This is a genomic window from Bacillus altaicus, assembly GCF_042136375.2.
Classification (GTDB): Bacteria; Bacillota; Bacilli; order Bacillales; family Bacillaceae_G; genus Bacillus_A; species Bacillus_A cereus_U.
The window spans coordinates 2,094,980-2,120,681 of sequence record NZ_CM143394.1 but is presented as its reverse complement, the minus strand read 5'-3'; the positions used below and the strand labels follow the sequence as shown (position 1 = coordinate 2,120,681).

Below are 25,702 nucleotides of genomic sequence, written 5' to 3'. Positions count from 1 at the left end.
AAAGGTGATTATTGTTAAAAAAAACAAAGAAACTCCTTTATTCATTTAAAGGAGTTTTCGTTATGAACCATTCTAAGATGACTACTTTTTCTTCTATATATTTTTCCGTGTATGTAATGAATGATGAGCATCTCATACAGTATATGTTTTTATCTCTTTTTTTAAGACGTACTCATATATATGTAAAATGTCACTTATATTAACTTAATGTAAGATGTTTCGTATACGACGTTTTATATTACCACTTCTCAATAATCATAACGGCTTTTGTTTAAACTTTTCATAATTTCGTACTTTTAATGAGAGAATATGGCCACAATCCGTACAAATATAAGCATCTACTGGAGATGATGTAAACATCGTTTCCTTTTTCCGTATTTGTGCATATCCGACAAACTCACCTTCTCCTATGTTTTGAGAACCACAATTAGAGCATGTCTGCACGTCTTTCTGTTTCATGAGAGCACCACCTTTAATCTGTTTTCACTCCCTTCGACAGTTCACTTCCATTTCCCTTCCAAAAACCTCCTTATTCTCTTACATTTCAACAGGAATCTTAGAATATAAATCGTATATATACTATGAAATATATTTATTGACGGAGGAATTTTAAATGAGTACTATTATGACAATCGATACAGCAAGTGAAATTGAAAACGCAGAAATAGATATGCTATCTTCTAGATTAAAGGCATTACAAGCGATAGCTGGAAATCCAATGCAAGTACAAATGAAAAAGTTCGGGAGTGCCACTGCCTTTTCATCAAAAGTAATTGCTGGTCCTGCTTTTAACACAGTAAAGGGTATTGCATTCACAAGTACAGATGAGATAGATGAAATCATCTCTTATTATCAATCACTACACATCCCTTGTCGTTTTGAAATTACACCGGCTCAAGGCACAACTGAACTATTTCAATACTTATCTCAAAAAGGCTTTTACCAATCTAGCTTCCATACCGCTTTATATAGTATACCGGGACAAGATTTTTCGCTCCCCCCTTCTAACATTTCAGTACGCAAACTGAAAGAAAATGAGTTTCATACTTTTGCAGATATTTATGTTCAGGGCTTTAACATGCCTTCATTTACAAAAGATGGCGTTCGTCGAAATAATGAAATTCTCTACAATCAGCCTGGGTGGCATTTTTTCATAGCCGAAGTTCAAAATACTCCAGCTAGTATAGGGGTACTCTATATAAAGTGAAACTTTAATCAGTGGGGGTTTTGTTCATCCCCCACTGATTATTAGTTGAACCAATCGGGCGTTTACGGGCAGTTGATCTCCCACCTAACTTCTTTGCTCCACCTGAATTTTGAGGTGGGAGTTTTACTGCCCGTTAATGCGGGATAAATAAAGGTGTCGCCTCATTAGCTACTTCTGCTACTTTGCCAGAATTTCAACGTAAAGGTTGTCATACTGCATTAATTCAAAAACGAATTGAGACCGCTGTTGAATCCAATTGCAATTTAATAGTTGGACAAGCAAGGTTCGGTAGCGGCAGTCAAAATAATATGGAACGTGCCCATATGAAAATTGCTTATACAAAATCAATATGGACTGCGAAAGACATCTAATTAACTTTCTTTTTCTTTCCATTACGAATGTATACATTTTATGACAATTCCTTTTCTATCCTGTTACTCATTTGAATATTCAAACTAGATTTGTTACGCTATTACTAGATACATCATTCAACTTGCAATATGAAAAGAGAATTCTAATCAAACTACAAGGAGGAAAAATGTATGACAAATCATGATCATGGTTTAAAAGAAAAAGTAGAAGGTGCCATTGATAAGGTAAAGGGTGAAGTAAAGGAAGTTGTCGGGAAAGTAACTGACAATAAGAAATTACAAGCCGAGGGAAAATGGGATAAAGTGAAAGGCACTGCTAAAGATACTGTCGGTAATGTAAAAGAAAAAGTACATGAATATAAAGAACATAAGAAAGAAAAATAAAAAAAGAGCCATCTGGCTCTTTTTTATTTACCCTCATTCTTCTCTAACACATACAAATCTTCTTCAATATTCGTTAATTTCTCACTTACAAGTTTTCTTGCATCTCCAATTGCTTGATTGTATGCAAATGGTCCTACTAATTTAATCATTTCTTCTATTAAACGTTCTGCTTGGAAACGTCCAATTTCATCTAAATCTTCTTCAACGAAAAATTGCTGAATTTGTGCTACAAGCTCTTCTTTTTTATCAGTTGGTATTTTTATGTTCATCATCATTCGTTACTCCTCTATATTTAAGATAATACTTTTCTTAACTCTACCATAGAAAAGCGATTTCCTGGACAAGTTTTTGTAACCCCTTCTAACTCCCTATGGCCGAGTATATTTCCTTTCTCTATGGCAAACTGCTTCATAAACATTTTACATAAAGAATATAATGAATTCATTTGTGCAGTAGTTGGATCATATTTATCAAAGTTCCCCGTCATACATATTCCAATTGTATCACTATTATTATCTTTCGCATGTGCTCCAATATGTAAACCTCGCCCTTCGACTACAGTTCCATCTTCTTCAATAAAATAATTGTAACCAATCCCGCTCCATCCTCTTACCTTTTGATGAAATTCGTGAGTTTTATACACATCCCATCCATCTTCTGACGTATGGTGGATAATCAGTTTATTTACTTTTTCTAAAGGAACTAACTCATTTTGAAATGTTAAATTTGCACATTTAATTTCCATATGAACATCCTCCTCTTACAAATCGATCATAATAACTGTTTTATCATCTGGTCTTATTCTATTTTCTTCTTCTAGCTCTTCAATGATTGCTACATATTCTTTTATACTATTCTTTCTTATATATATCACAATTTGTTCTAACGACCACTCTGGATGGAACAATCCGTCCGAACAAATAAAGATTCCACTTACTTCAGCTACATGTAATTCACCATATTGTAAATAATCCATAGCTTCTTTCATCCCATTTGCAACTGAGTAGCCATTTGGCATATTTGCAAGATACCGATTGTATTTTAACTGCTCCCGAACATCTTGAAAAACGTGTTCTTCAGGTACAGGTAACCCCTTTTCTCTATCTTCCTCTCTCTTCTTTTTTGCACGTTTACTAATTCCTCGAACCGTATCTTTCGTTAATACTCTCATCGCTCCATCCTGAAGTATTGCAACGATCATACAATCACCTAACTGTGCATATTCGAGTTTCTCGCCTTCTATTTGAACTGCTGCAATACATGTACACCACAGATGGTCTTTTTTTCTCGTATCAACCTTGTACTCTAGCATCTTGTTTTGCACTAGTTCATTCGCCTTTGCAACTTCACCTTGTAAACTATTAATCTCCCGTAACGAAGTAAAATGACTTGCAAATAAATGCGAAGCGATGTATGCTCCATTATGTCCTTCTTCATCACAAAACGGGACGAGCGGTGTTGCTCCATCACATACACCGTACATCATTTTATCTTCATTACAAAAAAATGAATCCTCACACTCTTGTTTTAAAGGACTCTTCTGTTGGTACGTTGTTATCTTCATATTTGTATCCCCTCCCAAATTATTAAACACTTAAACTATTTAGATTAATCTAATTTTCCGAAATAAACTGTTTTTCCCTAAAACTTTCAATTTCATATATAATCTTGAAATAATATGATTATTTAGTGAAGGACGGGAAAGAGATGGTCAGATTTCTTGGTGTTATTTTTGGTTCTATTATTATTGCAATTGCCTTTAATCTTTTCCTTATCCCACATAAAATTTTAAGTAGTGGAATTGGCGGAATTGCTATTATTTTAGGAATTGCAACCCCTGTGAACACAGGCATTATTAACTTTGTATTGAATTTACCTATCCTTATTTTAGGATACATAGGTCTTGGAAAAAAAGTAATTTTTAACACAGTTGTCTCTGTAATTGTATTATCTGTTGCACTATACTATGTTCCTATAAAAGTCGTAGCAACAGACCCACTTTTATCTTCTGTATTTGGCGGTGTCATCGCCGGCGCTGGTATTGGCCTTGTCTTTAACTGCCATGGTTCAACTGGTGGATTTGATATTATCGGTATGTTGTTATCTCGTAAGCGAGATATTAAACTTGGTGGGTTTCTTATTGGATTAAATACAGTTGTTGTTGTCATTGCAGGATTTTTCTTCACTTGGGATGTTGCCCTTACAAGCTTACTTTCAATTTATGTAACTGGTAAAGTAATTGATGCCGTTCATACAAAACATCGTAAAGTTACACTTATGATTGTAACAAATCAAGCGGAAGAAATGAAAAAAAAGCTTCTTTCAACTGTAGTACGCGGAATTACGTTACTTGATGGTGAAGGTGCTTATTCAAACGAGAAAAAACGTGTACTTATGACAGTCGTTTCTCGTGAAGAGTTAGCAAGTATGAAACTAACGATTTCCGAAATTGATCCTCATGCATTCGTTAATATTACAGAAACTGTTGAAGTGTTAGGATTGTTTAGAAAAGCATAAAAAACTAGGTGGACCTTCACCTAGTTTTTATTTTGCATAAATTCAATTCGATTTCCAAACGGATCTGATACGTAAAATCTAATCACGTCTGGTCGTGCATTATCATCTATTACTTCAACACCTTGCTTTATTAACTCTTGTTTAAATTCATCAATTTTCAAAACATAAAAAGCTGGATGTGCTTTTTTAGCTGGATTAAAGTTTTGCTCGACTCCAATATGAATCTCTTGATTTCCACACTTAAACCAACATCCGCCACGCTTCTTTAACCCTTCTGGTTTCGGAATTTCCTTCATACCAATTTTATTACCATAAAATTCTCGTGCTACTTCTTCACATCCTACAGGTGCCGCCACTTGTACATGATCGATCCCTTGAATATAGCTTTTCATTTTTCTCCCCCTCTTCTAGTCTAATGTTATAACGAAAATACATTGATGTAACTTACAAAAAATTAATAAAACAATATAAGATTCTCTTATTACTACCTTTTATACCTTCCACTAAAAATAAAAAAGAAAATTCACTATGTAATTTCCATTTTTTATAGAAATACACATCACACCTATATTATAGTTATTAATAGATCCATCTTTTTTAGATGCCAGTTGTACGGAGGAAATATTATGAGTCGTAAAAAATATTCATCTACTCAAAAAAAGCGTCAACCAAACGTATCTGGACGCCTGCGAAACCATATACAAAATCGTTCCTTAGCAGAAATGTATGCATCTCTTTTTGAACATAACCCTGATAGTATTATTTCATTGAATTTAGAAGGATTTATTTTACATATTAACCCCTCTGCTGAAAGAATATTAGGTTATACTTCTAACGAATTGGAGCGAAAAACAATCACTTCTATTTTAGAAGCACATATTTCTGATCAAGTGCTACAATACATAAAAAACACTTCAGCTGACAATCAAAAAGAGTATATCGTCTCTATTTATCATAAAGACGGATATTTACTAGATGTTGTAACAAAATTAGTTCCTATTTTTGTTAAAAATCGTTTAACAGGTGTATACGCCATTATGAAACCCCTTGAAAAATCAGAAAGAATTGAGAAAGTATTACAAGAGAGTGAGAAACGATTACGCACATTAATGAATTCAATGCCTGCATTTGTTATTTTTAAGGATCATGAAGGACGCTGGCTTGAGGCGAATGACTATGCGCTTTCTTGTTTCAATTTCCATAACGTACCTTATCATGGAAAAAGAGATAATGAACTCATTCAATATAACGAAGCGTACCGAGAATCTTTTTTGCATTGTGAAGAAGTCGATGAACTAACATGGCAAAAAGGACAAATTCTTCACGGAGAGGAATTTATTATACATAGAGATGATTTCGACCTAGTTTTAAGTATTTCAAAAGTTCCACTCTTCCACTCTGATGGCTCACGCAAAGGTCTTATAGTGATGGGAAGGGACGTTACCGAACTAAAAGAAACTGAAAAATTATTACGGAAATCCGAAAAACTTGCAGTAGTAGGACAACTGACAGCTGGAATTGCACATGAAATTAGAAACCCACTCACTTCATTAAAAGGATTTTTAACATTATTACATCCAGAAATAAATGAGGAAAATAAATGGTATGTGGACGTTATGCTGAGTGAGATTTCACAAATGGAATCTATAACAAGCCAATTTATGGCAATGTCTAAACCACAAGTGTTATCTATTCATTCATGCAACATACAAACATTAATTGAAGAAGTTGTAACTTTTATTTTACCAACAGCAATTATGCATAGCGTTCATATCATCATGGACCATTTCGATTATATTTCTGACATTCAATGTGACAGTAATCAATTAAAACAAGTTTTTATTAACATAGTAAAAAATGCGATCGAGGCGATGCCTGATGGTGGTAACATATTCATTCAAACAACTTCATTAGAACATGATTTTGTTTCAATACGCATTATCGATGAAGGTTGTGGGATTCCTGAAGAGCGCATGGCTCGTCTTGGCGAACCTTTTTATAGCTTGAAAGAAAAAGGAACTGGCCTTGGCTTAATGATGTGCTATAAAATCATTCAAGAGCATCACGGAAAATTATTCATTTCAAGTGAATTAAACATAGGAACAACTGTCGATATCCAATTACCAATTGCTACATCTCAGCCTGTAACAAACTCGTAACTATACATCTACAAGATATTATAAGTAGTTCAGTTATTATGGAAAACATCTACACTAAAAAGCTCAAAGTCCCTATATGACTCTGAGCTTTATTTTGTATAAAACACATTTCATTAAATCCACTCTATTCCATGTTCACGAATAAACTGAATATCATTCTCGTAATGTTCAAGGTGTCCTTCATCTATCATCTTTTGGAAGTTTATATCGCCTTCTTTAGCTTTTCTTTTCATATATTTACATAACCCTTCTAATCGTAGCAATACCATCTCAAGACAATCTTCTTCCATACCCCCACCGTAAGCTTCAAAAAACAATTTAACCCTTTGCTTTATACACTCCGCATGCTGTAATGAATTATAATAAACTGCCTCACCTGTTTCCGTATAATAAACTCTACTTAATGGGACACAAGTGTAAAGAGTATAGGCTATGTCCCAAAGTCTTGGTCCAGGACCAGCAACATCAAAATCAATAATACCTACTGGTTTTTCGTTATTAAAAATAATGTTATATATTGCAAAATCATTGTGGCATACAACCTCTATTTTATTTGGAGTATTATCCATTGGTTTCCAATCATCTGCTAAAGGAAAATCACTCACAGCATCATGATACAGACGGAGTATCTTCGCTATTTCTTTTAAAACATCATTAGACCTCATGTACTCTTTTAAAGGATAATTACCAGCTTTCCCTTCAATAAATGATAATATCTCTCTATCTTTATCATCAATACCTAAAAACTTTGGTGCATAACTAAAACCTTTGTTTTCCAAATGATTTAATAGCTTATGAATTTTGGTACTGCCTTGCTTTAATTCTCGTCGAACTGTATCTTCCGAACGATATACGTTTGAGACATTGCCTCCCGTTAGCATTTCTTCATTTTCGTAGTTTGCCATCTAATAGTTTCCCCCATTATTAGAATAATCGACACTCCCGCTCATTAACACAACAGGAATCCCTTTGCTTTTCTTTATATTTTAACATAACTTTCCTATTCCCTTTTAATCCCTTAAATTGCAACAAAAAAACCGAGTATAAAATCTTTATGATTTTACACTCGATTTAGTCTACTATTTATGCATGTGAAAACATTTTTTCATACCATTCTGTTGCCTTCTCTACTTCATTCATCGTTAATTGATGTCCTCTATTTTCCCAATGCATTGTTACATTAGCATTTGCATTTTCTAATAGCACCTTCAATTCCTCTGACTCAGAAGGTGAACAAATTGGATCATTTGTTCCAGCAGCAATAAACACTGCTTTCTCTACTAAATTAGGAAGCTCTATCCCTCTTCTTGGGACCATTGGATGATGAAGAATGGCACCTTTTAATGCATTTTCATAATGGAATAATAAACTCGCTGCAATATTTGCTCCATTTGAATACCCAACAGCTACGATATTATCTCTATCAAATTCATATGTTTTTGCTGCTTCATTTAAAAATTCATTTAATTCCTTCGTACGGAAAACAAGATCCTCTTCATCAAAAATACCTTCTGCTAATCGGCGGAAGAAACGAGGCATCCCATTTTCTAATACATTTCCACGAACACTTAATACAGAAGCTTTTGAATCAATTCTTTCTGCAAGCGGTAGTAAATCTAATTCATTTCCTCCCGTACCATGAAGCAATAATAGCGTTGGTTTTGACTCATCTTTTCCTTTTTGAAAAACATGTTTCATCATTTTTCTCCCCTTTCAATTCCTTATATAATTAGACTAATTCTCTTACTTCAATTGATAATAACCCTTGTTCAATCTGTTTTTTATGCTGATCATATCGCTCTGATAATTTTAATTCCTCACCCATCGTCTTCTCCACGCCCTTTTTTGTTTCATTACAAAAAACGTTTATTTGCTAAAATTCATTATTCATTTTGTCCATATGATAAATTTCAATCCGCAATGCTACTTCATCTTATTTTCGAGATATTCCTCTAAAAACTAACACACTTCATCTCGCTCAGAAATTATCTCGAATTCGAGATAATTAACAAAAAAACTACAGTTCTTATGATTATATTTAAAATATTGATTTTATGATTTTGACTATCCTTCAAAAATGTCTTGAATTCGAGATTTATTATAGTCTAATTAGTTTTTATTGTCAATGCGTATATCGTTTCATTTTTTCATCAAAAAGAATATTCCGACAACTAATCTCCATCAAATAATTTTTTTTAAAAAGAGCAACAGACAAGCGGGAACATACATGTAATAAACTTCTAATTTTTCCATAATCAAAAAAGCCATACAGATGTATGACTTTTTACTCATATTTTTTGTTCAGCTACATATTTACTTCCCAATTACGGAAGGAAACAATTCCGAAAGTGGAACTACTCTCCCCATCTCATCTTTAAACACAATATGCTCTCTCGTTAAATGGCGCGGGCTCTTTACCCCCGCCGCTGCCGCTAATGAAAACAAACTATATCTCATGCTAATAATGTAGTTCATTACTCTCCATTTCTTCTCATATGGATCTAACGCTTTTTGGTAGTGCGGATTCGTAGTTGCAACCCCCGATGGGCATTGCCCTGAATTACATTGAAGCGCCATAATACAGCCACTTGCCATCATGAAGCCGCGTGCTGAATTTACGGCATCTGCACCGATAGCTAAAGCAATCGCTACTTTATCTGGTGTGATTAATTTCCCTGAGGCAAACACCTTTAATTTATCCCGAACACCGTAATGATTCGCCGTATCAATAAATGTAAGTAATGCCGGTATAAGCGGAAGCCCCATACTATCTGCCATCGATTTATATGTTGCACCTGATCCACCTTCTGAACCGTCGATTGTAATAAAATCTGGATAGATGTTTAATTCTTTCATTGCTTTTAATAAATCTTCCAAAGGCTTCTGTTGACCAATTACAATTTTCATGCCCACTGGTTTACCACCTTTTTCTTGCAAATCTTGAATAAAATATAAAGCCTCTGCCGCACTATTAATAAATGAAAATCGATTTGGCGAATTAATCGTTTCACCTTCTCGTACTTTCCGAACGGAAGCGATTTTCTCATTTACCTTCTGTCCTTCTAAATGACCACCACGTATTTTTGCTCCTTGCCCAAATTTCAATTCAAACGCTTTAATATTACTTTCTTTCGCCTTCTCCATAAATTCCTTCATCGAAAAATTCCCGTCCTCGTCACGGTATCCGAATAATCCCGGACCAATTTGCGCAACGATATTCGCACCCGTATGTAGATGTTCTGGAATTACGCCTCCTTCCCCAGTATTAATCCACGAACCACCTGCCATTTTTGCACCAAAACCAGCTGATAAAATATAATTTTCTCCAATCGCACCGTAAGATGTCGCTGACGCTCCAAACATCCCATACAGTTTCCATGGATATTTACGATTTTCGCCGACTATAATTGCATCATCTTCTTCATACAACCAAAGGTTTGTTGTATCCGCTGTCAATTTTTCTCTTCTTGAAAATAACCCTTCTTTATGAATCATATACTTTTTCCCCTCACGTTCTTGCGTGAGATTCACACTTAATTCATCTGTTAATGTGGGGAATAATGTATTAGCAATATAATAGCCAGATGCCTCAAAATCCCGTTTTGATCCAAAACCAAGTATTTCAGAACGGTATTTTGCTAGAAACATAACACTTTGAAAATCGTAGCGCGAAAAAGGCTTTCCGTCAGTATCATGATCAAACCAATATTGCCGAAATTCTGGACCTATTTTTTCGAGTAAATAGCGCATTCTACCTAAGTATGGATGCAGTTTTAATATAGAATGATGCGTCCGTTTTTTAATAAAAAATGTAATGATAAAAAAGACAATTAAAAGTAGCATCAAAAAGAGCAATATACTAATAATAACGAGTAGCGCTTCACTCATTCCGCTTCCCCCTATATATATAAAATTCCATAATAAAAAGAGAACACTCGATGTGTTCTCTTTTTATCCTTATTCACACTAGCGTAGCAAGATGCTCTTTCGCGTCATATTCAACTAAACTTTCAGCATTTTTAATTCGCTGAACAAAATCTGGGTTAGCGATTAATGGTCTTCCGAACGCCGCTACATCAATTGTTCCCTCTTGCAATGCTTCTTCTGCCTCTTTCGGATTCAAATTGCCCACCCCAACAATAGTACCATCCCAATATTTTCTTACTAATTGATGAAAATTCTTTCCGTCAGCAATAACTGCCGTATAATTCATCGTTGAAGGGTGAATCATCGTTAATCCAACTTCTTTGAACATGTTTACAAAAATTTCAATCGCAAGTTCCGGGTTTTCCCACATATAAGCAGGATTATCACCTTTAAAGGCAGAGAAACGAAGAAGTGTTTTAGTAGCTCCAACTGCCTCTATTACAGCCTCTGTTACTTCTTTCATAAATGTTAATCTTTGCTTTAAGTCCCCGCCATATTTATCTGTGCGCTTATTTGCACATTCATAAGTAAATTGATCAATTAAATATCCGTGTGCACCGTGAATTTCTACTCCATCAAATCCAGCTTCGATTGCGTTTTTTGCAGCTTGTGCATATTGACCAATAACTTCTTTTATTTCTTCTATTGTCATTGCTTCTGGTGTATCAAACGGTTTACGAAAACGCGGAACATTACCCTCCGCAGCAATAGCAGACGGTGCTTGCGGCATTTGACCACCCATTATTTCGTGATGACTCATACGTCCAACATGCCATATTTGAGCAATAATCGTCCCGCCTTCTTTATGTACTGCCTCTGTAACAGGTTTCCAAGAATCAATTTGCGCTTGTGTATAAATACCCGGTACTCCCGGATTCCCTTTTGCTCTCGGGCTAATGACAATTCCTTCTGTAATAATTAATCCAATCCCATCAGCAGCACGTTTTTGGTAATACTCTACTACATCAGTACCAACTACCCCAGTCTCATTATTTGCAAAACATCTCGTCATCGGTGCCATCGCTATGCGATTACGAAGAGACCAAGATCCAATTTGAATCGGATTAAACACCTTTGTTTCATCAATGTTTTCAAAAGACCCCCAAGCGTTTATATTTGTTCCTGCATAAATATTTGCTACTTTATTGTTTGAGCTTGTCATTTTTCTTCCCCCTTATAAAAAACTTACTATAATCGCATCATACTTACTTTTAAATAGTAACGTCAATTTATACGTCTTTACCATTAAAAATTCGAATATTAAACAAATAGAATGATATAAACAAAAATTAAAGAGGTTTCCTAATTAGGAAACCTCTTTTAGTTGACCATATAAGGCTAACAATTCTTTTATCTCTTTTACATAAAGAAAATAAACAATTATTATCTCCTCACATATGAAAAATTCCGTAACAATAGAAATGAGAGCGGCTCAGTATTCTTCTAAAAATAAAAACTTATATACCTAAAACAATGAAAGCCCTACCTCTCTTTCATCCTTACGGCTCCTTGTCCGTGCCAGTGTGAATCAGGATTGCAAAAATTAAGTAACTATTTTATCGAAGTATTTAATTAAACTTCGAACATTCGTAAAAGAAATTTAAAAATAAAAATGGATTAAATTGTAGTAATAACAAAAGGGGTTAATGCTCTAAAAGTGGTTTGAAAAAGTTGAATGTCTTTGAAATGATTGATTCTCTATAATTATGTTCCCAAAAAATTCAAGATCTTTTTTGGGATATAATACATTATCTACAATGAATCTTAACAAAAGCTTTTTATTTGATTTTCTGTGATACCTTCAATTAATCCCAGTTCACTAATCAAAAATTCATGTGCATTATCTAACATTTTCTTTTCGCTTGCATTAAGTGCTTTTTCTTTCTGCATACGCAATAAATCACGTACAACTTCAGCACCTTCTTGTATTTTACCCGTCTTTATTTTGTCCGCGTTCGCTTTATACCTTTGTTTCCACGTAAGTAATCTATCGGATTCCCCATGCTGAAAAATATCTATTATGTGTGTTAATGCCTTTATATCTGTGACTGGTCGTATATTTGAAGTCAATACTTTCCCAATAGGAATCATCACTTCCATATTACTAGCCGACATTTTTATAACATAATACTGTTTTTTTTCTCCTGAGATTTCCTTTTCTTCTATGGCTTTAATTATACCTGCTCCGTGCATTGGATAAACTATGTTATCGCCAATTTGAAACAAATAATCCACCTCCATATATGGTAACCTTCTCAATCTTAACACACATTTATTTTTTTAGCAAAATTTTTATAATATCACAAAATTATTTTCTATGTCAATTTATTTACACATAAAAATTCAAGCTGTACAGAAACACTAAAAAACCCGCAATTTTGTTACCTTTTCACACCCATTTCCTTCAATTTTATATACCTTCTAAAACAAAAAAATACATCACTACATATAAGTAGCGATGTATTTTTATATAATGTGCAACATGAAAGACAAAAATGGTTACTTCAAAACTTCACACACGATTCTTCGCTTATATACTAACCTGTTTACTAATCGTTTCGCGCGCTAAAAGAAAACTCATAATCACTTGCGCAGCTACTCTACTCGTCATATCCCTAAAATCAAGAGTTGGATCAATTTCTACTATATCCATCCCTTGAACGAGTGGCTCTTTACCAAGGAATTCAATTGCATCAAGTAAAGTTGTACTATCCATTCCACCAGGACCGATTGCTGGACAGCCTGGCGCAAACGCTTGGTCTAATACGTCCATATCAAGAGAAATATAAATAGAAGTCACACCTTGTTTTCTTAATACTTCAATACTTTCTGAAATAAGGTCTTTTATTTCTCGCTCTCTTACATCTTTCATTGTATACACTGTCACGCCATGCTCTTTTGCATATTCATGGTACGCTCGTGCATTTGAAAAATTACGAATCCCAATTTGAACGAGTTGTTTTCCTGTAATCACATCGTTTTCTAGTAAACTACGGAACGGTGTACCATTTGATGGACCACCATCATCTAAATTACGTAAATCATGATGGGCATCAAATTGAATAATACCGACCTTTCCTTTACTATTTGCAAAACCAGTTATACTCGGAAAACTAATCGAGTGGTCACCACCAAGAACGATTGGTATCATTTTCGGATTTACTTTCGTCAAGTGACCAACTGTTTTCACAATTCGGTTATGACTCTCTTTTATATCTGTCACATGCATCGTAATATCACCGCAATCATGAAGAACACTTTCTTTCATATCGTGTTCTTCTGTAATTGCGTACGTGCTATATGCATCTAACATTGAACGAATTGTTTTTGGCGCAAAACATGCTCCCGAATGACTAATAGATGGTTTAGAAAGGGGTGCTCCAATTAAGGCCGCACCGAATATTTCCTCCCCTTCCTCCCAATCTTTAATCATCTCGCTCCATTTCGTCACTTCACGATCGATAAACTTTGCATTTTTCTTTAAATAGTGGCCGTGCTCCACGATTGTTCACCTCTTGTATATGCTATATTACCATTCTTCCATACTGTATTTACATGACTTACGCCGTAATGGTACGGTACGTAAGCGTAATTATAAGCATCCCATAAAACTAAATCCGCCTTACGACCAACTCTAATTTTCCCAGCTACATCGCCTCGATTAATGGCATAAGATGAGTTAACTGTTACGGCATTCCAGACTTCTTCTGGTGTCATTTTCAGTTTCAGCATTGCAATACTCATAATAAGCTGAATGTTTTCAGTTGGACAGCTTCCTGGGTTAAAGTCTGTAGCTAAAGCAACAGCAACACCTTCATCGATCATTTTGCGGCCGCGTGCGAAACTTTCTTTATTTAAATAGAAAGTTGTTCCTGGTAATAAAGTCGCTACTGTATTAGAATTCGCAAGCATTTCAATTCCTTTATCAGAAGCGCCAACTAAATGGTCTGCTGACGCTGCACCGATTTCAGCGGCTGCTTCCGCACCACCAAGAGGGTCGATTTCATCTGCATGAATTTTCACATCAAAGCCCAGCTCTTTCGCTTTTAATAAAAATTCTTTTGATTCTTCTACAGAGAACACACCTGTTTCACAGAAAATATCAACGAACTCAGCTAATTGCTTCTCTTTCATCTCTGGTAATAGATCTAGCATCCATTGTAAAAATTCTTTCGATCTTCCTTTATACTCTTTCGGAACTGCATGAGCACCTAAAAATGTTGAAACTAAATCAATTGAATGCTCTTTTTGTAATTGTGCAGTTACCTCTAATTGTTTCCATTCTGTCTCATCATCTAATCCGTAACCACTCTTCGCTTCTACGGTTGTTACACCGAAAGATAGCATACGGTCTAAATGAAATTTCGCTTTTTGAACAAGTTCTTCTTTCGATGCTTGTTTCGTTGCATTTACAGTTGCAAGAATACCTCCGCCTTGTTCTAAAATTTCTAGGTACGGAACTCCTTGTAATTTCAGCGCGATTTCATTTTCACGAGATCCACCAAATACAAGATGAGTATGCGGATCTACAAGACCAGGAGAAACCATTTTCCCGCCGCAATCAATAACCTCTTTCGCTTGTAATCCTTTAGCCTCTTCCGCTGTTCCAACGAAAGTAATCACGCCATTTTCAATTCCGACAGCACCGTTTTCAATAACAGGAAGCGTGTTCATCGCTTCCCGTCTTAACAAGCCATCTTCTTGATCCATTGTTAGTAATTGACCGATATTTATTAGTAAAGTGTCCAGCATGTTTCTTCCTCCTTATTTCATCATTGGAATGTTAACGCCTTTTTCTTTCGCAGTTTGAACCGCTAAGTCATAGCCAGCATCAACGTGACGAACAACACCCATACCAGGGTCAGAAGTTAATACGCGTTCAATACGTTTTGCCGCTGCTTCTGTTCCATCTGCAACGATAACCATTCCAGCGTGAAGTGAATAACCCATACCAACGCCACCACCGTGATGAACAGACACCCAGCTTGCACCGTTTACACTGTTAATTAATGCATTTAAAATTGGCCAGTCTGCTACTGCATCACTACCGTCTTTCATAGATTCTGTTTCACGGTTTGGAGATGCTACTGATCCACAATCTAAATGGTCACGGCCGATAACGATCGGTGCTGATAATTCACCATTAGCCACCATTTCATTAATAATGCGGCCAAATTTTGCACGCTCGCCATAACCAAGCCAACAAATACGTGATGGAAGACCTTGGAACTCAACTTGCTGACGTGCCATACGAATCCAATTACATAAATGCTCGTTATCAGCAAACTCGCGTAAAATCACTTCGTCTGTTTTATAAATATCTTCTGGATCACCAGAAAGTGCTACCCAGCGGAATGGTCCTTTTCCTTCACAGAATAACGGACGAATAAATGCTGGAACGAATCCTGGGAAATCAAAGGCATTTTTCAAACCTTCATCGAAAGCAACTTGGCGAATGTTATTTCCGTAATCAAATGTAATCGCACCTTTTTCTTGCATTGCAAGCATTGCTTCCACATGTTTTGTCATACTTTCTTTCGATAATTGTACGTAACGTTCTGGATCTTCTTCACGAAGTTTCGCTGCTTCTTCTACTGTGTAACCTACTGGAATATAACCGTTTAATGGATCATGTGCAGAAGTTTGATCCGTAACTAAGTCAGGGATAATATTACGGTTTACTAACTCAGGTAAAATTTCTGCTGCATTACCTAATAATCCAATTGAAATGGGCTCTTTCTTCTCTTTATACTCGTTTGCAATAGCCAGTGCTTCTTCTAATGATTCTGTATACTTATCACAATATCTCTTTTCAATACGACGATCGATACTACGCTTATCTACATCAATAGCAATTACAACACCGCCGTTCATCGTTACAGCAAGCGGTTGTGCCCCGCCCATGCCACCTAAACCAGCAGTAATCGTTACAGTACCTTTTAATGAACCATCGAAATGTTGACGTGCCGCTTCTCCAAATGTTTCATATGTTCCTTGTAAAATCCCTTGTGTTCCAATGTAAATCCAGCTACCCGCTGTCATTTGTCCGTACATCATTAGGCCTTTTTTCTCTAGTTCACGGAAGTGATCCCAGTTCGCCCATTTTGGTACTAAGTTTGAGTTCGCTAAAAGAACACGAGGCGCATCTTCATGCGATTTAAAAATTGCAACTGGTTTTCCTGATTGAACAAGTAACGTTTCGTCGCTTTCTAATGTTTTTAATGAATCAACAATTGCATAGTAGCTTTCCCAATTACGAGCTGCACGGCCAATTCCTCCGTATACAACTAATTCTTCTGGTTTTTCAGCTACTTCAGGATCTAAATTGTTCATTAACATTCGAAGTGCAGCTTCTTGAACCCATCCTTTCGTTTGTAACTCAGTACCTCTTGCCGCACGAATTGTTTGTTGTACTTTTTCCATTTCAATCTCTCCCTTTTCTCGTTTTATAGTGCTGCATTTACATCCAATCTTTCCTTTATTGAATAGTTCGTTTTTAACCAATGCGTGATATTTTCGATATCCGTTGAGAATATACGGTCATTTTTAATAGAAGGCACTTGCTGACGACCTTGATGATAGAACGTTTTTGTAACTGTACTCATGTTTTCAATCCCGCGATATTCTGCTGCTTGCATCGCACAGATCATCTCAATTGCAAGAACGCGTCTTGCATTTTGAATAATTTGATGCGCATGACGTGAAGCAATTGTTCCCATACTTACGTGATCTTCTTGGTTAGCTGACGACGGAATTGAATCTACACTCGCTGGATGAGCTAACGTTTTATTTTCTGAAACGAGTGAAGCCGCTGCATATTGCATAATCATGGCACCTGATTGAAGTCCTGGTTCTGGACTTAAAAATGGTGGTAAGTCATTTAATTGCGGATTTACTAGGCGTTCAATACGGCGCTCTGAAATATTTGCAAGCTCCGCCATCCCTACTTTTAAGAAGTCCATTGCAAATGCAATTGGTTGTCCGTGGAAATTACCACCAGAGATTACTTTTTCCCCGCCATCAAAAATAAGTGGATTATCTGTTGCTGCATTCATTTCAATTTCTAATTTTTCTTTCACATAATTTAAAACTTGCCAAGAAGCACCGTGAACTTGCGGGATACAACGAAGTGAATATGCATCTTGTACACGAAGTTCTCCTTGTTTTGTAATAAGTTTACTATCATGAAGAATGTCACGAACTCTGCTTGCTACTTCCACTTGCTCTTTATAACCACGCGCTTTATGAACATTTTCATCGAATGCATCAATAATGCCGCGTAATCCTTCCATTGTCATAGAAGCAATTAATTCAGATTGATAAGCCGTTGCTTCAGCTTCTATATAAGAAAGAACCCCTTGCGCTGTCATCGCCTGTGTACCATTGATTAACGCAAGACCTTCTTTTGCTTCAAGTTCAATAGGCTCAAGTCCTTCTTCTGTAAGAGCAACCATCGCATGAACTCGTTTTCCTTTGTAGAACACTTCACCTTCACCTAATAAAACGAGAGCAAGATGAGATAAAGGTGCTAAATCACCGCTCGCTCCTAGTGATCCTTGTTGAGGAACGACCGGATGAATTTTACGATTTACAAACTCAAGAAGCATATTTACAACAAGTGGTCTAACACCCGATACTCCTTTAAGCATCGTGTTCGCTCGTAAAATTAACATACCGCGTGATACTTCTTCCGGGAATGGATCGCCTATTCCGCACGCATGTGACTGAATTAAATTATGCTGAAGTGCCTTTACATCATCTTTTTGAATAAGCACATCACTAAACTTTCCAAATCCAGTTGTAATACCGTAAACGACTTTTCCATCCTCTACGATTTTCTCAACTACTTCGCGGCACTCCGCTACCTTTTGCATACTATTTGGACAAGCTGTTACACCTTCACCTTCAAGTAACAACCTCTTCATTTCTTCAACTGTCAATGTATGTCCTGTTAACGTAATCATTCTTTTTCCTCCTTATAAAGGCAAAAGGGGACCTTATCTTTTTAAGACAGACTTCTGTCCTAAAAAATAAGGCCCCCTTCTAACTAATAGACTATGGGCAAATCATATGTGATTAATTCCTAAACCAATCGCCTCATGCTCAGATCCTTTTACAGGTGCACCAATCGTTCCATAAAGTGCAACAGCAACCCATTCGCCTTCTTTTTTTCCGTCGTATGGTGTACCGCGCACAATTGCAAAGCGAAGTCCTACTGTACGAAGAACGTCTGCTAACTGAATTTGACCTCTCGTCACTCCGTACAAAGCTTCCATAATTGCATGATAAAGTGCATGTGTTTCTCTGTAAACATCTGTTTCAATAACTCGGTTGCTCTTAGCCGCTGTTTCCATTGCTGCTACTACTTTTTGCGAATTCATAGAACCAACTTTCCCAGTACAATATTTCCAACCTTTTGGAATAGATAATACGGGACTTTCATTCTCATCCGCAAGTGCCAACAGCATAGCCATACGACCAATTCGATGTGTTCCTTGAAGAAGCATGTGACTCTCTCATTTCTTTTGAATTATTTGAATATTACTTAATTTAAGAATATATGAAAACGGTTAAATCGTCAATAGTTTAAAATATTATTCAAGAAATTTTTTATCCCTCTCATACTTGTGTACACAATTTATTTACAGATTTTTTTCAGACGTGCTATAGTCTCACTAACAGATACAAAGGGGCGAGATTTCAGTGGCGAAGCGAAAAGATATTCATTTTCGAATTGAAGAAAAATTACTTGCAAGGTTTGAATCGGCACTCCATTACGAAGCTTTAAAGAAAACAGACGTATTAACACATGCAATCCAACAATTTTGCATAAAGGTGGACTGTGAAAAAATGAATGATGTAAAACGCCAATACAACGTAAGTAGCCATTTACAAACACGTATCGATACGCATAAACATTTCGAAGAGAAACGAGTGAATGTAGATGAAGTCGTCATTGAACATTTACAACTCCAAGGGGAGGAAAAAATATTAGAGGTCGGGTGCGCTAACGGAAAATTCCTTTCCCTTTTGCAAACGAATGGTCATAAAGGACATCTAACCGGTTTTGATCAATCAGAAACTATGCTTTCTGAAGCCGCTATAACGAATAATATGATTGAATGGAAACTCGGTGATGCCAGTAAACTTCCTTTCGAAGCTAATTGTTATGATTGGGTAATCGCAAGGCATATGTTATACCACATGAAAGATGTCGAAAAAACTATTCAAGGATTCCATAAAATAATTCGTCCTGGCGGCGCCCTTTTAGCTACAACAAATTCTAAAGTTTCATTGCCTCGTATAGATGAAATGTGTAACAAAATGTTAGTCGCATTTGATTTACCAAAAACATCACCGTCAGCAGCTCCATTTTGTTTAGAAAATGGTAAAGAGCTATTACAATCTGTTTTTCCAACTGTTGAAGAAACAATTATTCATAATGCACTTGTTTTTCATCATGCCACTCCAATCGTAAACTATATTTCTAGCATGTTTCCGTCACTGAATATACCTGATAATATGTCTCTTCACACCGAAATGAAGGACTGGCTGAAAAAAGAAATAGAAAATGAATTAACAATTCATGACGGTATATGGAGCGATCCGAAAACGTTAGTGATTTATCGATGTAAAAAGGAAATAAGCTAGCATTTGCTAGCTTTTACACGTTTTCTGGTAACAGATTCTCCATCATCATATTGCCCTTTCCACTATAAAAATTTGTATTATGTTCATTCACTACTCCAAAATAGGAGGCAATCGCTAGTCCAAATGGCACAAATGCATGTCCTTGTGCTGTAATAATATTTGCGTGCTGTACAACTTCTGTATACACAAAATTTTCTACTGGAAAACAATCTAATTTTTGATAATCTATGGTCACTGTATAAGAGATTTCTTTTAGTAAACCTGCTCTTGCTAACGCATACGGTCCAGCACAAATCGCTGCCACTAATTTTCCTTGCTCAGAAAATTGACGAATAACTGAAAAAAGCAATTTCGCCTCTTTCATATGTATTTCATCTCCGCCCGGAATGATAATCCCCTCATATTCTTCTACACGCACTTCACTTAATTCTATATGCGGCTGTACTTGTAAGCCTGTTTCACTTATAATCATTTCTTTTGTTAAACCCGCTGTAATGATTTCATATTTCTTTTTCAGCAATGCTGTTGCTACCGTTATTTCAAACTCTGCAAATGTCGGGTATACGAATAATAATATTTTTTTCATAGCCTTTTCTCCCTTAGCCACCCTATAAAATATGCCTCTAATTCGTCCACTGATAATATATTAGTGTCCACATAAGTTACGGGAAATTGTTTATACCATTCTTTTTCAACTTCTACTACTTTAAATTGTTCCTCAAATGTACTTCGATTTCTTGTCCTATCATTATTTCTCCTATCATACAAACTCTCTTTCGAAACATCTAAATAAAAAATTGCATCCGAACGGCATTCTCTTAATTTATACAATTCATCTTTTAATTCTGTTTCTATACCCCACTCTTTCCCTATCACTTTCGGATAAAAGAGTGTATAAAATTCAATATCTTCTGGCCCACGATCAAAAATCACGACTGAACTTTTCACATTTTGAAACTCTTTTATTTTTGCTTCAATAAACATTTTTTGATTTGTAATAAACCCCTCTTTTGTACACATATCCAAATTTAATTTTTTTCGCTTTTCTACAATTGGATAAGGATTTTCATATATAACTGAAAGCCCACATCGCTCTAAGCTTTTGGCCAATGTTGTTTTTCCACTTGCCATCGGTCCTTGAAGTGAAATTACGTATACCATCCCTCTCATTCCCTTTTCTTATAATACATTGATAATATACAGAATTTTGAAAACTATCAACAAGATATATATCATCTTGTTTCTTATTCTTATCTAACTTATAATAAAAAATAGAGGTTATGACGGACGCATCAATAATGTAAGCTTGGAAATCCAAGCTTACATTATTTTTTGCTTTCCCTTTTCTTATAAAAAGAGTATACTAGATTAGAACGTATGTTCTTAATAATTACATACAGTAAGGAGATAGAACAATGGTATACGACACAAAAGCAATTTCTTGGAATGAATCTTTAAAACAACTTCAACGCCGCTATACAAACAAACAAGTTGACCGAAAAGAATTTGAAGATATTGAACTGATGGAATTCTTCCGCGATAACGACTACATTCCTTTACCTACACATATAAGCGGCCTATCAACAACACGTTTTACTTCTTACTCTATTTTCACAACTGAAGATAAAGATCGTAAAGTTGGCACACTCATCATTGAATATGTAGAAAATGACAATGATATTTTATGTGTTGAACAACTATACTTCGTTTAAATCACAACGCTTGGTCAAAATGATCAAGCGTTCTTGCTTTCTATGAATCTCATTGCTTATAATATAAATAAAATACAAAATATTGCTTTCGTTAAAGGAGGGCATACAATTGCTTGAAGGATGGTTTAGTTGGTTTATAGTCGTTTGGACTGTTGTATTATTAGGGCTTATGTCCATTGGTGGATATTTCATGTTCAGAAAATTCCTAAAACGGTTACCAAAAGAAGACGGTATGTCCATTTTGGATTGGGAAGATCACTATATTAATAAAACGAGACACTTATGGGCTGACGAACAAAAACAATTGTTAGAAGAACTAGTAAGTCCCGTTCCGGAATTATTTCGCGATGTTGCTAAATCAAAAATTGCTGGGAAAATTGGGGAACTTGCACTACAAGACAATGCCTCTCAAATAACACAAGATTTAATTATTAAAGGATATATTATTGCCACACCAAAGCGTGATCATAAATTTTTAGTTAAAAAATTGCAAGAAAAAAAGATTGATTATTCGAATTATAAAACTTTACTTGCAAAATAATCTTCATTTTTTTCCTATTTTCAACAAGTTAACATCAATGGTAAACGTTTTATACGTCGTGGTTGGGACAGAAGGTGCTAACAATACCAATAAAAAATACAGCGTCAAAGACGCTGTATTTTTTATTTTATCCATATACAATTTTCACGTTAATTTCATATCTTTTTCATTATAAAAACCGTCTTCTTTTTCCATTTCCTTCTGTAATTTTGTAAAGGAACGGTACATTGCAATTCTCCATGAAACAATCATTGCAAACGCAAGTAAGAAGAACATACCGCTAAGTTGTCCTAAATCAAGAGATTGACTTAAGTATGTTTTAAACACGATACGCACTACAAGTAATCCAATTAAAATAAATACAAATGCTTTTGAACGCTTCAAATAAATCTCTTGTCCGCGTATTTCAAATTTAGATGTTTTAATAAGAAAAATAGAAAAAAATAAACCGACACCAATCGCTTCTAACATTTCTGCTGGAGTTAATCGAAACTCTGGAAAAACATACATCAATGCTCCCGTGCTCATAAAAAACGGTGGGAGTATAATTTTTTTCAATGTTGCAGGTTTCTTAGCTGCTTTTAAACGAATAAACATCGCACCGACAGCCATACAAACAGCAACGATACTTGATAACAGAACTATGTTCATATTTTCTCATCCTTTTTTGTGGCTATATGAAAAATATAATTTCATTATATGCTTTTCCGTTAGTATTTCCAACATTTTCACAGAATAATACTAAAAACCGGTAAATCCACCAAATAAACTTGAGAAATATACGATGATTTTCGTCATCCAATTAAAGTATAGGAAGATTCCCATGACAATCATAATGTATCCTCCGACTTTCATGAACGCCATACTATTTCTTTTAATCCAAGACATTTTCGTAATAAAGAATGAAAGTACGAAAAAGGGAATCGCAAATCCAAGTATGTAAGCAATCATATAAATCATTGCCGATTCTGGATTTGTTGCCGCTAATCCAATTACAGACACTAATATAGGCCCAGTACAAGGTGTCCATCCAGCAGCAAATGCCAATCCAATTAAAACTGAACCAAAATAACCACTCGGACGGTTTTTAAAAGCAAATTTACGATCTTGCATTAAAAACTTCGGCTTAAATACACCGACAATAATAAGACCGAATACGATGATAAATATACCACCTAACTGTCTAATTAAATCTTTATAATCCGTAAAAACTCCTCCGATAAAACTTGTACCAAATCCAATTGCGATAAATATAATAGAAAACCCAAGTAAGAAAAACGCTGTATGTATCATACTTCTTTTGCGAAGCATTGCATTTTCTTCTTTCAATTCAGAAACCGACATACCTGTTATGTATGATAAAAATGCCGGATAAAGCGGTAAGCAACATGGGGATATAAATGATAAGAACCCAGCTCCAAACGCTAAAAAAATACTAATATCTTGCATTATTCCACTGCTACTAAAAATATAGACAAATGTACATTCTTAGAGTATTCCTGCTTCTGCGTGTCCTGTCTCGCCACTAATTCGCTACTACAGTTTGCTGTAACACTCCACAGGCGTAAATTCCGATGTAGCCCACCGTACATATATACAATCTATTTACGTTAGTATTGTATATTTTTTTGCTTGTAAAAGGTTGATTGACGCGTTCAAATCTCTATCTATTACATTTCCACAGTCACATTCGTATACTCGGTCGGACAGCTTTAAGTCTACTTTCTTTTGACCGCAACATGAGCATAACTTTGACGAGGGATAGAATGTATCTACTTGACGTAGTTCGATTCCATATTCCTCACATTTCGTCAATAACCATGTTTTAAATGTATAAAAGCACTGCTTAGCAACTGCTTTAGATAGATGTTTGTTCTTCATCATACCTTTCACATTCAAATCCTCCACTGTAATAAACGTTGGCTTGGTTTTCACCACATCATTTACAATAGACTTTACATACGCTAATCGAATATTTGCGAGCCGGGCATGTAGTTTTTGCACCCTAAGAATGTTTTTCTCTATATTCGCTCTTTTGTTAGTAACAGATTGTTCACCTCTCTTTTTTATATTTTCAAATTTACGTGATAAAGAACGTTGCTCACGTCTTAACCGTTTTTCTATCTTTTTTACTTGTATTGTTTTGTTGATGTTTTCATGAACGATACCATCGCTACGTATAGCGAAATCCTTCACCCCTAAATCAATACCTAAACCTGTTTGATTGAGTATTGGCTTCGTTTCTGCTTCTTTCCATTCGCAAAGCACAGATACAAAATATCTTCCTGCTCTTTTACCTATCGTTCCACTTTTTACAATCGCATTTTTGGGGATATACCCATATTCTTTTAACCTCATCCAACCAATCGTTGGAACTTTTACTCTATGTCTTTCTACTGTCCAATCTGTTTTGTTATTTTTCGGAAAATAGCACTTCACATCTTGCTTCTTCTTTTTCTTATATCGTGGAAACTTAGATAAACCCTTAAAAAACCGCTTAAAAGCTTTATCTCCATTCATAATGGCTTGTTTTACAGCTTTACTCGACACTTCTTTTATCCACTGGTCACATTCTTTTGTATAGACATTGTTCAACCATTTTGAAAAGTCATACCCACCTAGAAACTTTCCTTCGGCTTCATACAACTCTTTGTTTTTAGAGATATACATGTTGTAAACATATCTACACACACCAATAGTCTGATTTATTCGGGTTATTTGTTCTTTTGTTGGATGGATTTCTATTAGATATGCTTTTTTCATAGCTCTTCATCCTCCGACATTTTCTTTTGTATTTCCTCAATCCATATACCCTACAACTACATACATGAATGATAGATATCAAATACTGAGCAAGTTCTTCTTGTGGAGACAACTTTTCATTAGTAACAATGATAACTTTGACTCCCATCTTATGAAGAAATCCCTCAAACCAGTCATAACCAAAACGAACAAACCTATCTTTGTGTGTGATGACGATGGTTGAAACATTTCTCTCCATGCAGTCATCAAGCTTATGTTTTACTACGTATGTCCACGTTTACCTATGTTTTCACTTACCGTTGTTTCCTCCTCTCCCTAAATATTGTAGCAAAAACATATAAAAATACTATGAACAATTCGTGAAATCACTTTAGCAACGTGACAATAAGAAAAACTACCCTTTCAAACAGTTTCTAAAATAACGTTTTCATTTCCTTCTATTATATAGAAAAATCTCAATTAGACTACAA

The 25,702-nt window shown here is 35.4% G+C and carries 26 protein-coding genes and 4 pseudogenes; 8 read left to right on the top strand and 22 right to left on the bottom strand.

The window, feature by feature from the left end:
- Positions 1 to 255: 255 nt before the first annotated feature.
- Positions 256 to 459 (bottom strand): hypothetical protein, encoded by a 204-nt coding sequence (locus ACE38F_RS11160; RefSeq protein WP_215553817.1) that lies wholly within the window; start codon positions 457 to 459, stop codon positions 256 to 258.
- A 154-nt stretch (positions 460 to 613) separates the two neighbouring features.
- Between ACE38F_RS11160 and ACE38F_RS11155 the strand changes: the two are divergent.
- The 3 genes and pseudogenes from ACE38F_RS11155 to ACE38F_RS11145 form a co-directional block, all read left to right on the top strand.
- Positions 614 to 1,198 (top strand): annotated as a pseudogene (locus ACE38F_RS11155) (GNAT family N-acetyltransferase); the annotation flags it as partial.
- A 152-nt stretch (positions 1,199 to 1,350) separates the two neighbouring features.
- Positions 1,351 to 1,578 (top strand): annotated as a pseudogene (locus tag ACE38F_RS11150) (GNAT family N-acetyltransferase); the annotation flags it as partial.
- A gap of 171 nt (positions 1,579 to 1,749) precedes the next feature.
- On the top strand, positions 1,750 to 1,962 hold the full coding sequence (locus ACE38F_RS11145; RefSeq protein ID WP_074047420.1) for a CsbD family protein: 213 nt from the start codon (positions 1,750 to 1,752) through the stop codon (positions 1,960 to 1,962).
- 23 nt (positions 1,963 to 1,985) lie between these two features.
- Here the strand turns inward: ACE38F_RS11145 and ACE38F_RS11140 are convergent, their stop codons facing one another.
- From ACE38F_RS11140 to ACE38F_RS11130, 3 genes are read right to left on the bottom strand one after another with little or no spacing between them, the layout of a single operon-like run.
- Positions 1,986 to 2,237, bottom strand: a complete 252-nt coding sequence (locus tag ACE38F_RS11140; protein WP_002087817.1) for a DUF2164 domain-containing protein — start codon at positions 2,235 to 2,237, stop codon at positions 1,986 to 1,988.
- A 17-nt stretch (positions 2,238 to 2,254) separates the two neighbouring features.
- Complete coding sequence (locus tag ACE38F_RS11135) at positions 2,255 to 2,707, bottom strand: peptidoglycan recognition protein family protein (protein ID WP_012261413.1); 453 nt, start codon at positions 2,705 to 2,707, stop codon at positions 2,255 to 2,257.
- A gap of 15 nt (positions 2,708 to 2,722) precedes the next feature.
- Positions 2,723 to 3,526, bottom strand: coding sequence for a protein phosphatase 2C domain-containing protein (locus tag ACE38F_RS11130; RefSeq protein ID WP_341306121.1), 804 nt, complete (start codon positions 3,524 to 3,526; stop codon positions 2,723 to 2,725).
- A gap of 143 nt (positions 3,527 to 3,669) precedes the next feature.
- Here ACE38F_RS11130 and ACE38F_RS11125 point away from each other — a divergent pair, with 143 nt between their 5' ends.
- Positions 3,670 to 4,479, top strand: a complete 810-nt coding sequence (locus tag ACE38F_RS11125) for a YitT family protein (protein WP_215553821.1) — start codon at positions 3,670 to 3,672, stop codon at positions 4,477 to 4,479.
- 20 nt (positions 4,480 to 4,499) lie between these two features.
- Here ACE38F_RS11125 and ACE38F_RS11120 read toward each other — a convergent pair whose 3' ends face one another.
- Positions 4,500 to 4,871, bottom strand: coding sequence for a VOC family protein (locus ACE38F_RS11120; RefSeq protein ID WP_215553822.1), 372 nt, complete (start codon positions 4,869 to 4,871; stop codon positions 4,500 to 4,502).
- 234 nt (positions 4,872 to 5,105) lie between these two features.
- Between ACE38F_RS11120 and ACE38F_RS11115 the strand changes: the two genes are divergently transcribed.
- The gene (locus ACE38F_RS11115) at positions 5,106 to 6,638 is read left to right on the top strand and encodes a BA3702 family sensor histidine kinase (RefSeq protein WP_375370891.1); all 1,533 of its coding nucleotides are present in this window, start codon (positions 5,106 to 5,108) and stop codon (positions 6,636 to 6,638) included.
- A gap of 113 nt (positions 6,639 to 6,751) precedes the next feature.
- Here ACE38F_RS11115 and ACE38F_RS11110 read toward each other — a convergent pair whose 3' ends face one another.
- The 10 genes from ACE38F_RS11110 to hutP all read right to left on the bottom strand — a co-directional run bounded on the left by ACE38F_RS11110 (position 6,752) and on the right by hutP (position 19,072).
- A complete protein-coding gene (locus tag ACE38F_RS11110) occupies positions 6,752 to 7,543 on the bottom strand; it encodes a phosphotransferase (protein ID WP_375370892.1) in 792 nt (263 codons plus the stop codon).
- 178 nt (positions 7,544 to 7,721) lie between these two features.
- Positions 7,722 to 8,336 (bottom strand): alpha/beta hydrolase, encoded by a 615-nt coding sequence (locus ACE38F_RS11105; protein WP_215553825.1) that lies wholly within the window; start codon positions 8,334 to 8,336, stop codon positions 7,722 to 7,724.
- A gap of 615 nt (positions 8,337 to 8,951) precedes the next feature.
- Positions 8,952 to 10,526, bottom strand: coding sequence for a glutamate synthase-related protein (locus tag ACE38F_RS11100; protein WP_375370893.1), 1,575 nt, complete (start codon positions 10,524 to 10,526; stop codon positions 8,952 to 8,954).
- A 73-nt stretch (positions 10,527 to 10,599) separates the two neighbouring features.
- Complete coding sequence (locus ACE38F_RS11095; protein ID WP_375370894.1) at positions 10,600 to 11,727, bottom strand: alkene reductase; 1,128 nt, start codon at positions 11,725 to 11,727, stop codon at positions 10,600 to 10,602.
- A 602-nt stretch (positions 11,728 to 12,329) separates the two neighbouring features.
- Positions 12,330 to 12,791, bottom strand: a complete 462-nt coding sequence (locus tag ACE38F_RS11090) for a CarD family transcriptional regulator (RefSeq protein WP_215553828.1) — start codon at positions 12,789 to 12,791, stop codon at positions 12,330 to 12,332.
- Positions 12,792 to 13,095: 304 nt separating this feature from the next.
- A complete protein-coding gene (hutG, locus tag ACE38F_RS11085) occupies positions 13,096 to 14,067 on the bottom strand; it encodes a formimidoylglutamase (RefSeq protein WP_375370895.1) in 972 nt (323 codons plus the stop codon).
- Positions 14,046 to 15,317 carry an imidazolonepropionase gene (gene hutI / locus ACE38F_RS11080; protein WP_375370896.1) on the bottom strand — a complete coding sequence of 424 codons (1,272 nt, stop codon included), beginning with the start codon at positions 15,315 to 15,317 and terminating at the stop codon, positions 14,046 to 14,048. Before hutI ends, hutG begins: the two co-directional genes overlap by 22 nt.
- Positions 15,318 to 15,329: 12 nt before the next feature.
- The gene (hutU, locus tag ACE38F_RS11075; protein ID WP_375370897.1) at positions 15,330 to 16,988 is read right to left on the bottom strand and encodes a urocanate hydratase; all 1,659 of its coding nucleotides are present in this window, start codon (positions 16,986 to 16,988) and stop codon (positions 15,330 to 15,332) included.
- A 23-nt stretch (positions 16,989 to 17,011) separates the two neighbouring features.
- The gene (gene hutH / locus ACE38F_RS11070) at positions 17,012 to 18,529 is read right to left on the bottom strand and encodes a histidine ammonia-lyase (protein WP_375370898.1); all 1,518 of its coding nucleotides are present in this window, start codon (positions 18,527 to 18,529) and stop codon (positions 17,012 to 17,014) included.
- Between the two features lie 102 nt (positions 18,530 to 18,631).
- Positions 18,632 to 19,072 (bottom strand): hut operon transcriptional regulator HutP, encoded by a 441-nt coding sequence (hutP, locus tag ACE38F_RS11065; RefSeq protein ID WP_000926519.1) that lies wholly within the window; start codon positions 19,070 to 19,072, stop codon positions 18,632 to 18,634.
- A 196-nt stretch (positions 19,073 to 19,268) separates the two neighbouring features.
- Between hutP and ACE38F_RS11060 the strand changes: the two genes are divergently transcribed.
- Entirely contained in the window at positions 19,269 to 20,216 is a 948-nt protein-coding gene (locus ACE38F_RS11060) for a class I SAM-dependent methyltransferase (RefSeq protein ID WP_341306108.1), read from the top strand.
- 13 nt (positions 20,217 to 20,229) lie between these two features.
- Here ACE38F_RS11060 and ACE38F_RS11055 read toward each other — a convergent pair whose 3' ends face one another.
- Positions 20,230 to 20,802 carry a DJ-1/PfpI family protein gene (locus ACE38F_RS11055; RefSeq protein ID WP_341306107.1) on the bottom strand — a complete coding sequence of 191 codons (573 nt, stop codon included), beginning with the start codon at positions 20,800 to 20,802 and terminating at the stop codon, positions 20,230 to 20,232.
- A complete protein-coding gene (locus tag ACE38F_RS11050; RefSeq protein WP_341306106.1) occupies positions 20,799 to 21,377 on the bottom strand; it encodes an AAA family ATPase in 579 nt (192 codons plus the stop codon). Before ACE38F_RS11050 ends, ACE38F_RS11055 begins: the two co-directional genes overlap by 4 nt.
- A 254-nt stretch (positions 21,378 to 21,631) precedes the next feature.
- Here ACE38F_RS11050 and ACE38F_RS11045 point away from each other — a divergent pair, with 254 nt between their 5' ends.
- Together ACE38F_RS11045 and ACE38F_RS11040 are read left to right on the top strand one after the other, a co-directional pair.
- A complete protein-coding gene (locus ACE38F_RS11045; protein WP_044443662.1) occupies positions 21,632 to 21,928 on the top strand; it encodes a hypothetical protein in 297 nt (98 codons plus the stop codon).
- A 109-nt stretch (positions 21,929 to 22,037) separates the two neighbouring features.
- Positions 22,038 to 22,469: a DUF2621 domain-containing protein gene (locus ACE38F_RS11040; protein WP_375370899.1), complete on the top strand. Its 432-nt coding sequence runs from the start codon at positions 22,038 to 22,040 to the stop codon at positions 22,467 to 22,469.
- 144 nt (positions 22,470 to 22,613) lie between these two features.
- Here ACE38F_RS11040 and ACE38F_RS11035 read toward each other — a convergent pair whose 3' ends face one another.
- From ACE38F_RS11035 to ACE38F_RS11015, 5 genes and pseudogenes are all read right to left on the bottom strand, one after another.
- Complete coding sequence (locus ACE38F_RS11035; RefSeq protein WP_001028439.1) at positions 22,614 to 23,120, bottom strand: CcdC family protein; 507 nt, start codon at positions 23,118 to 23,120, stop codon at positions 22,614 to 22,616.
- Positions 23,121 to 23,210: 90 nt separating this feature from the next.
- Entirely contained in the window at positions 23,211 to 23,918 is a 708-nt protein-coding gene (gene ccdA, locus ACE38F_RS11030) for a cytochrome c-type biogenesis protein CcdA (protein ID WP_201031601.1), read from the bottom strand.
- Positions 23,919 to 24,074: 156 nt separating this feature from the next.
- On the bottom strand, positions 24,075 to 25,232 hold the full coding sequence (locus tag ACE38F_RS11025; protein WP_201034215.1) for an RNA-guided endonuclease InsQ/TnpB family protein: 1,158 nt from the start codon (positions 25,230 to 25,232) through the stop codon (positions 24,075 to 24,077).
- Positions 25,233 to 25,245: 13 nt separating this feature from the next.
- Positions 25,246 to 25,464: pseudogene (locus ACE38F_RS11020) on the bottom strand (IS607 family transposase); the annotation flags it as partial.
- Between the two features lie 83 nt (positions 25,465 to 25,547).
- A pseudogene (locus ACE38F_RS11015) lies at positions 25,548 to 25,691 on the bottom strand (peptidase T).
- Positions 25,692 to 25,702 lie beyond the last annotated feature (11 nt).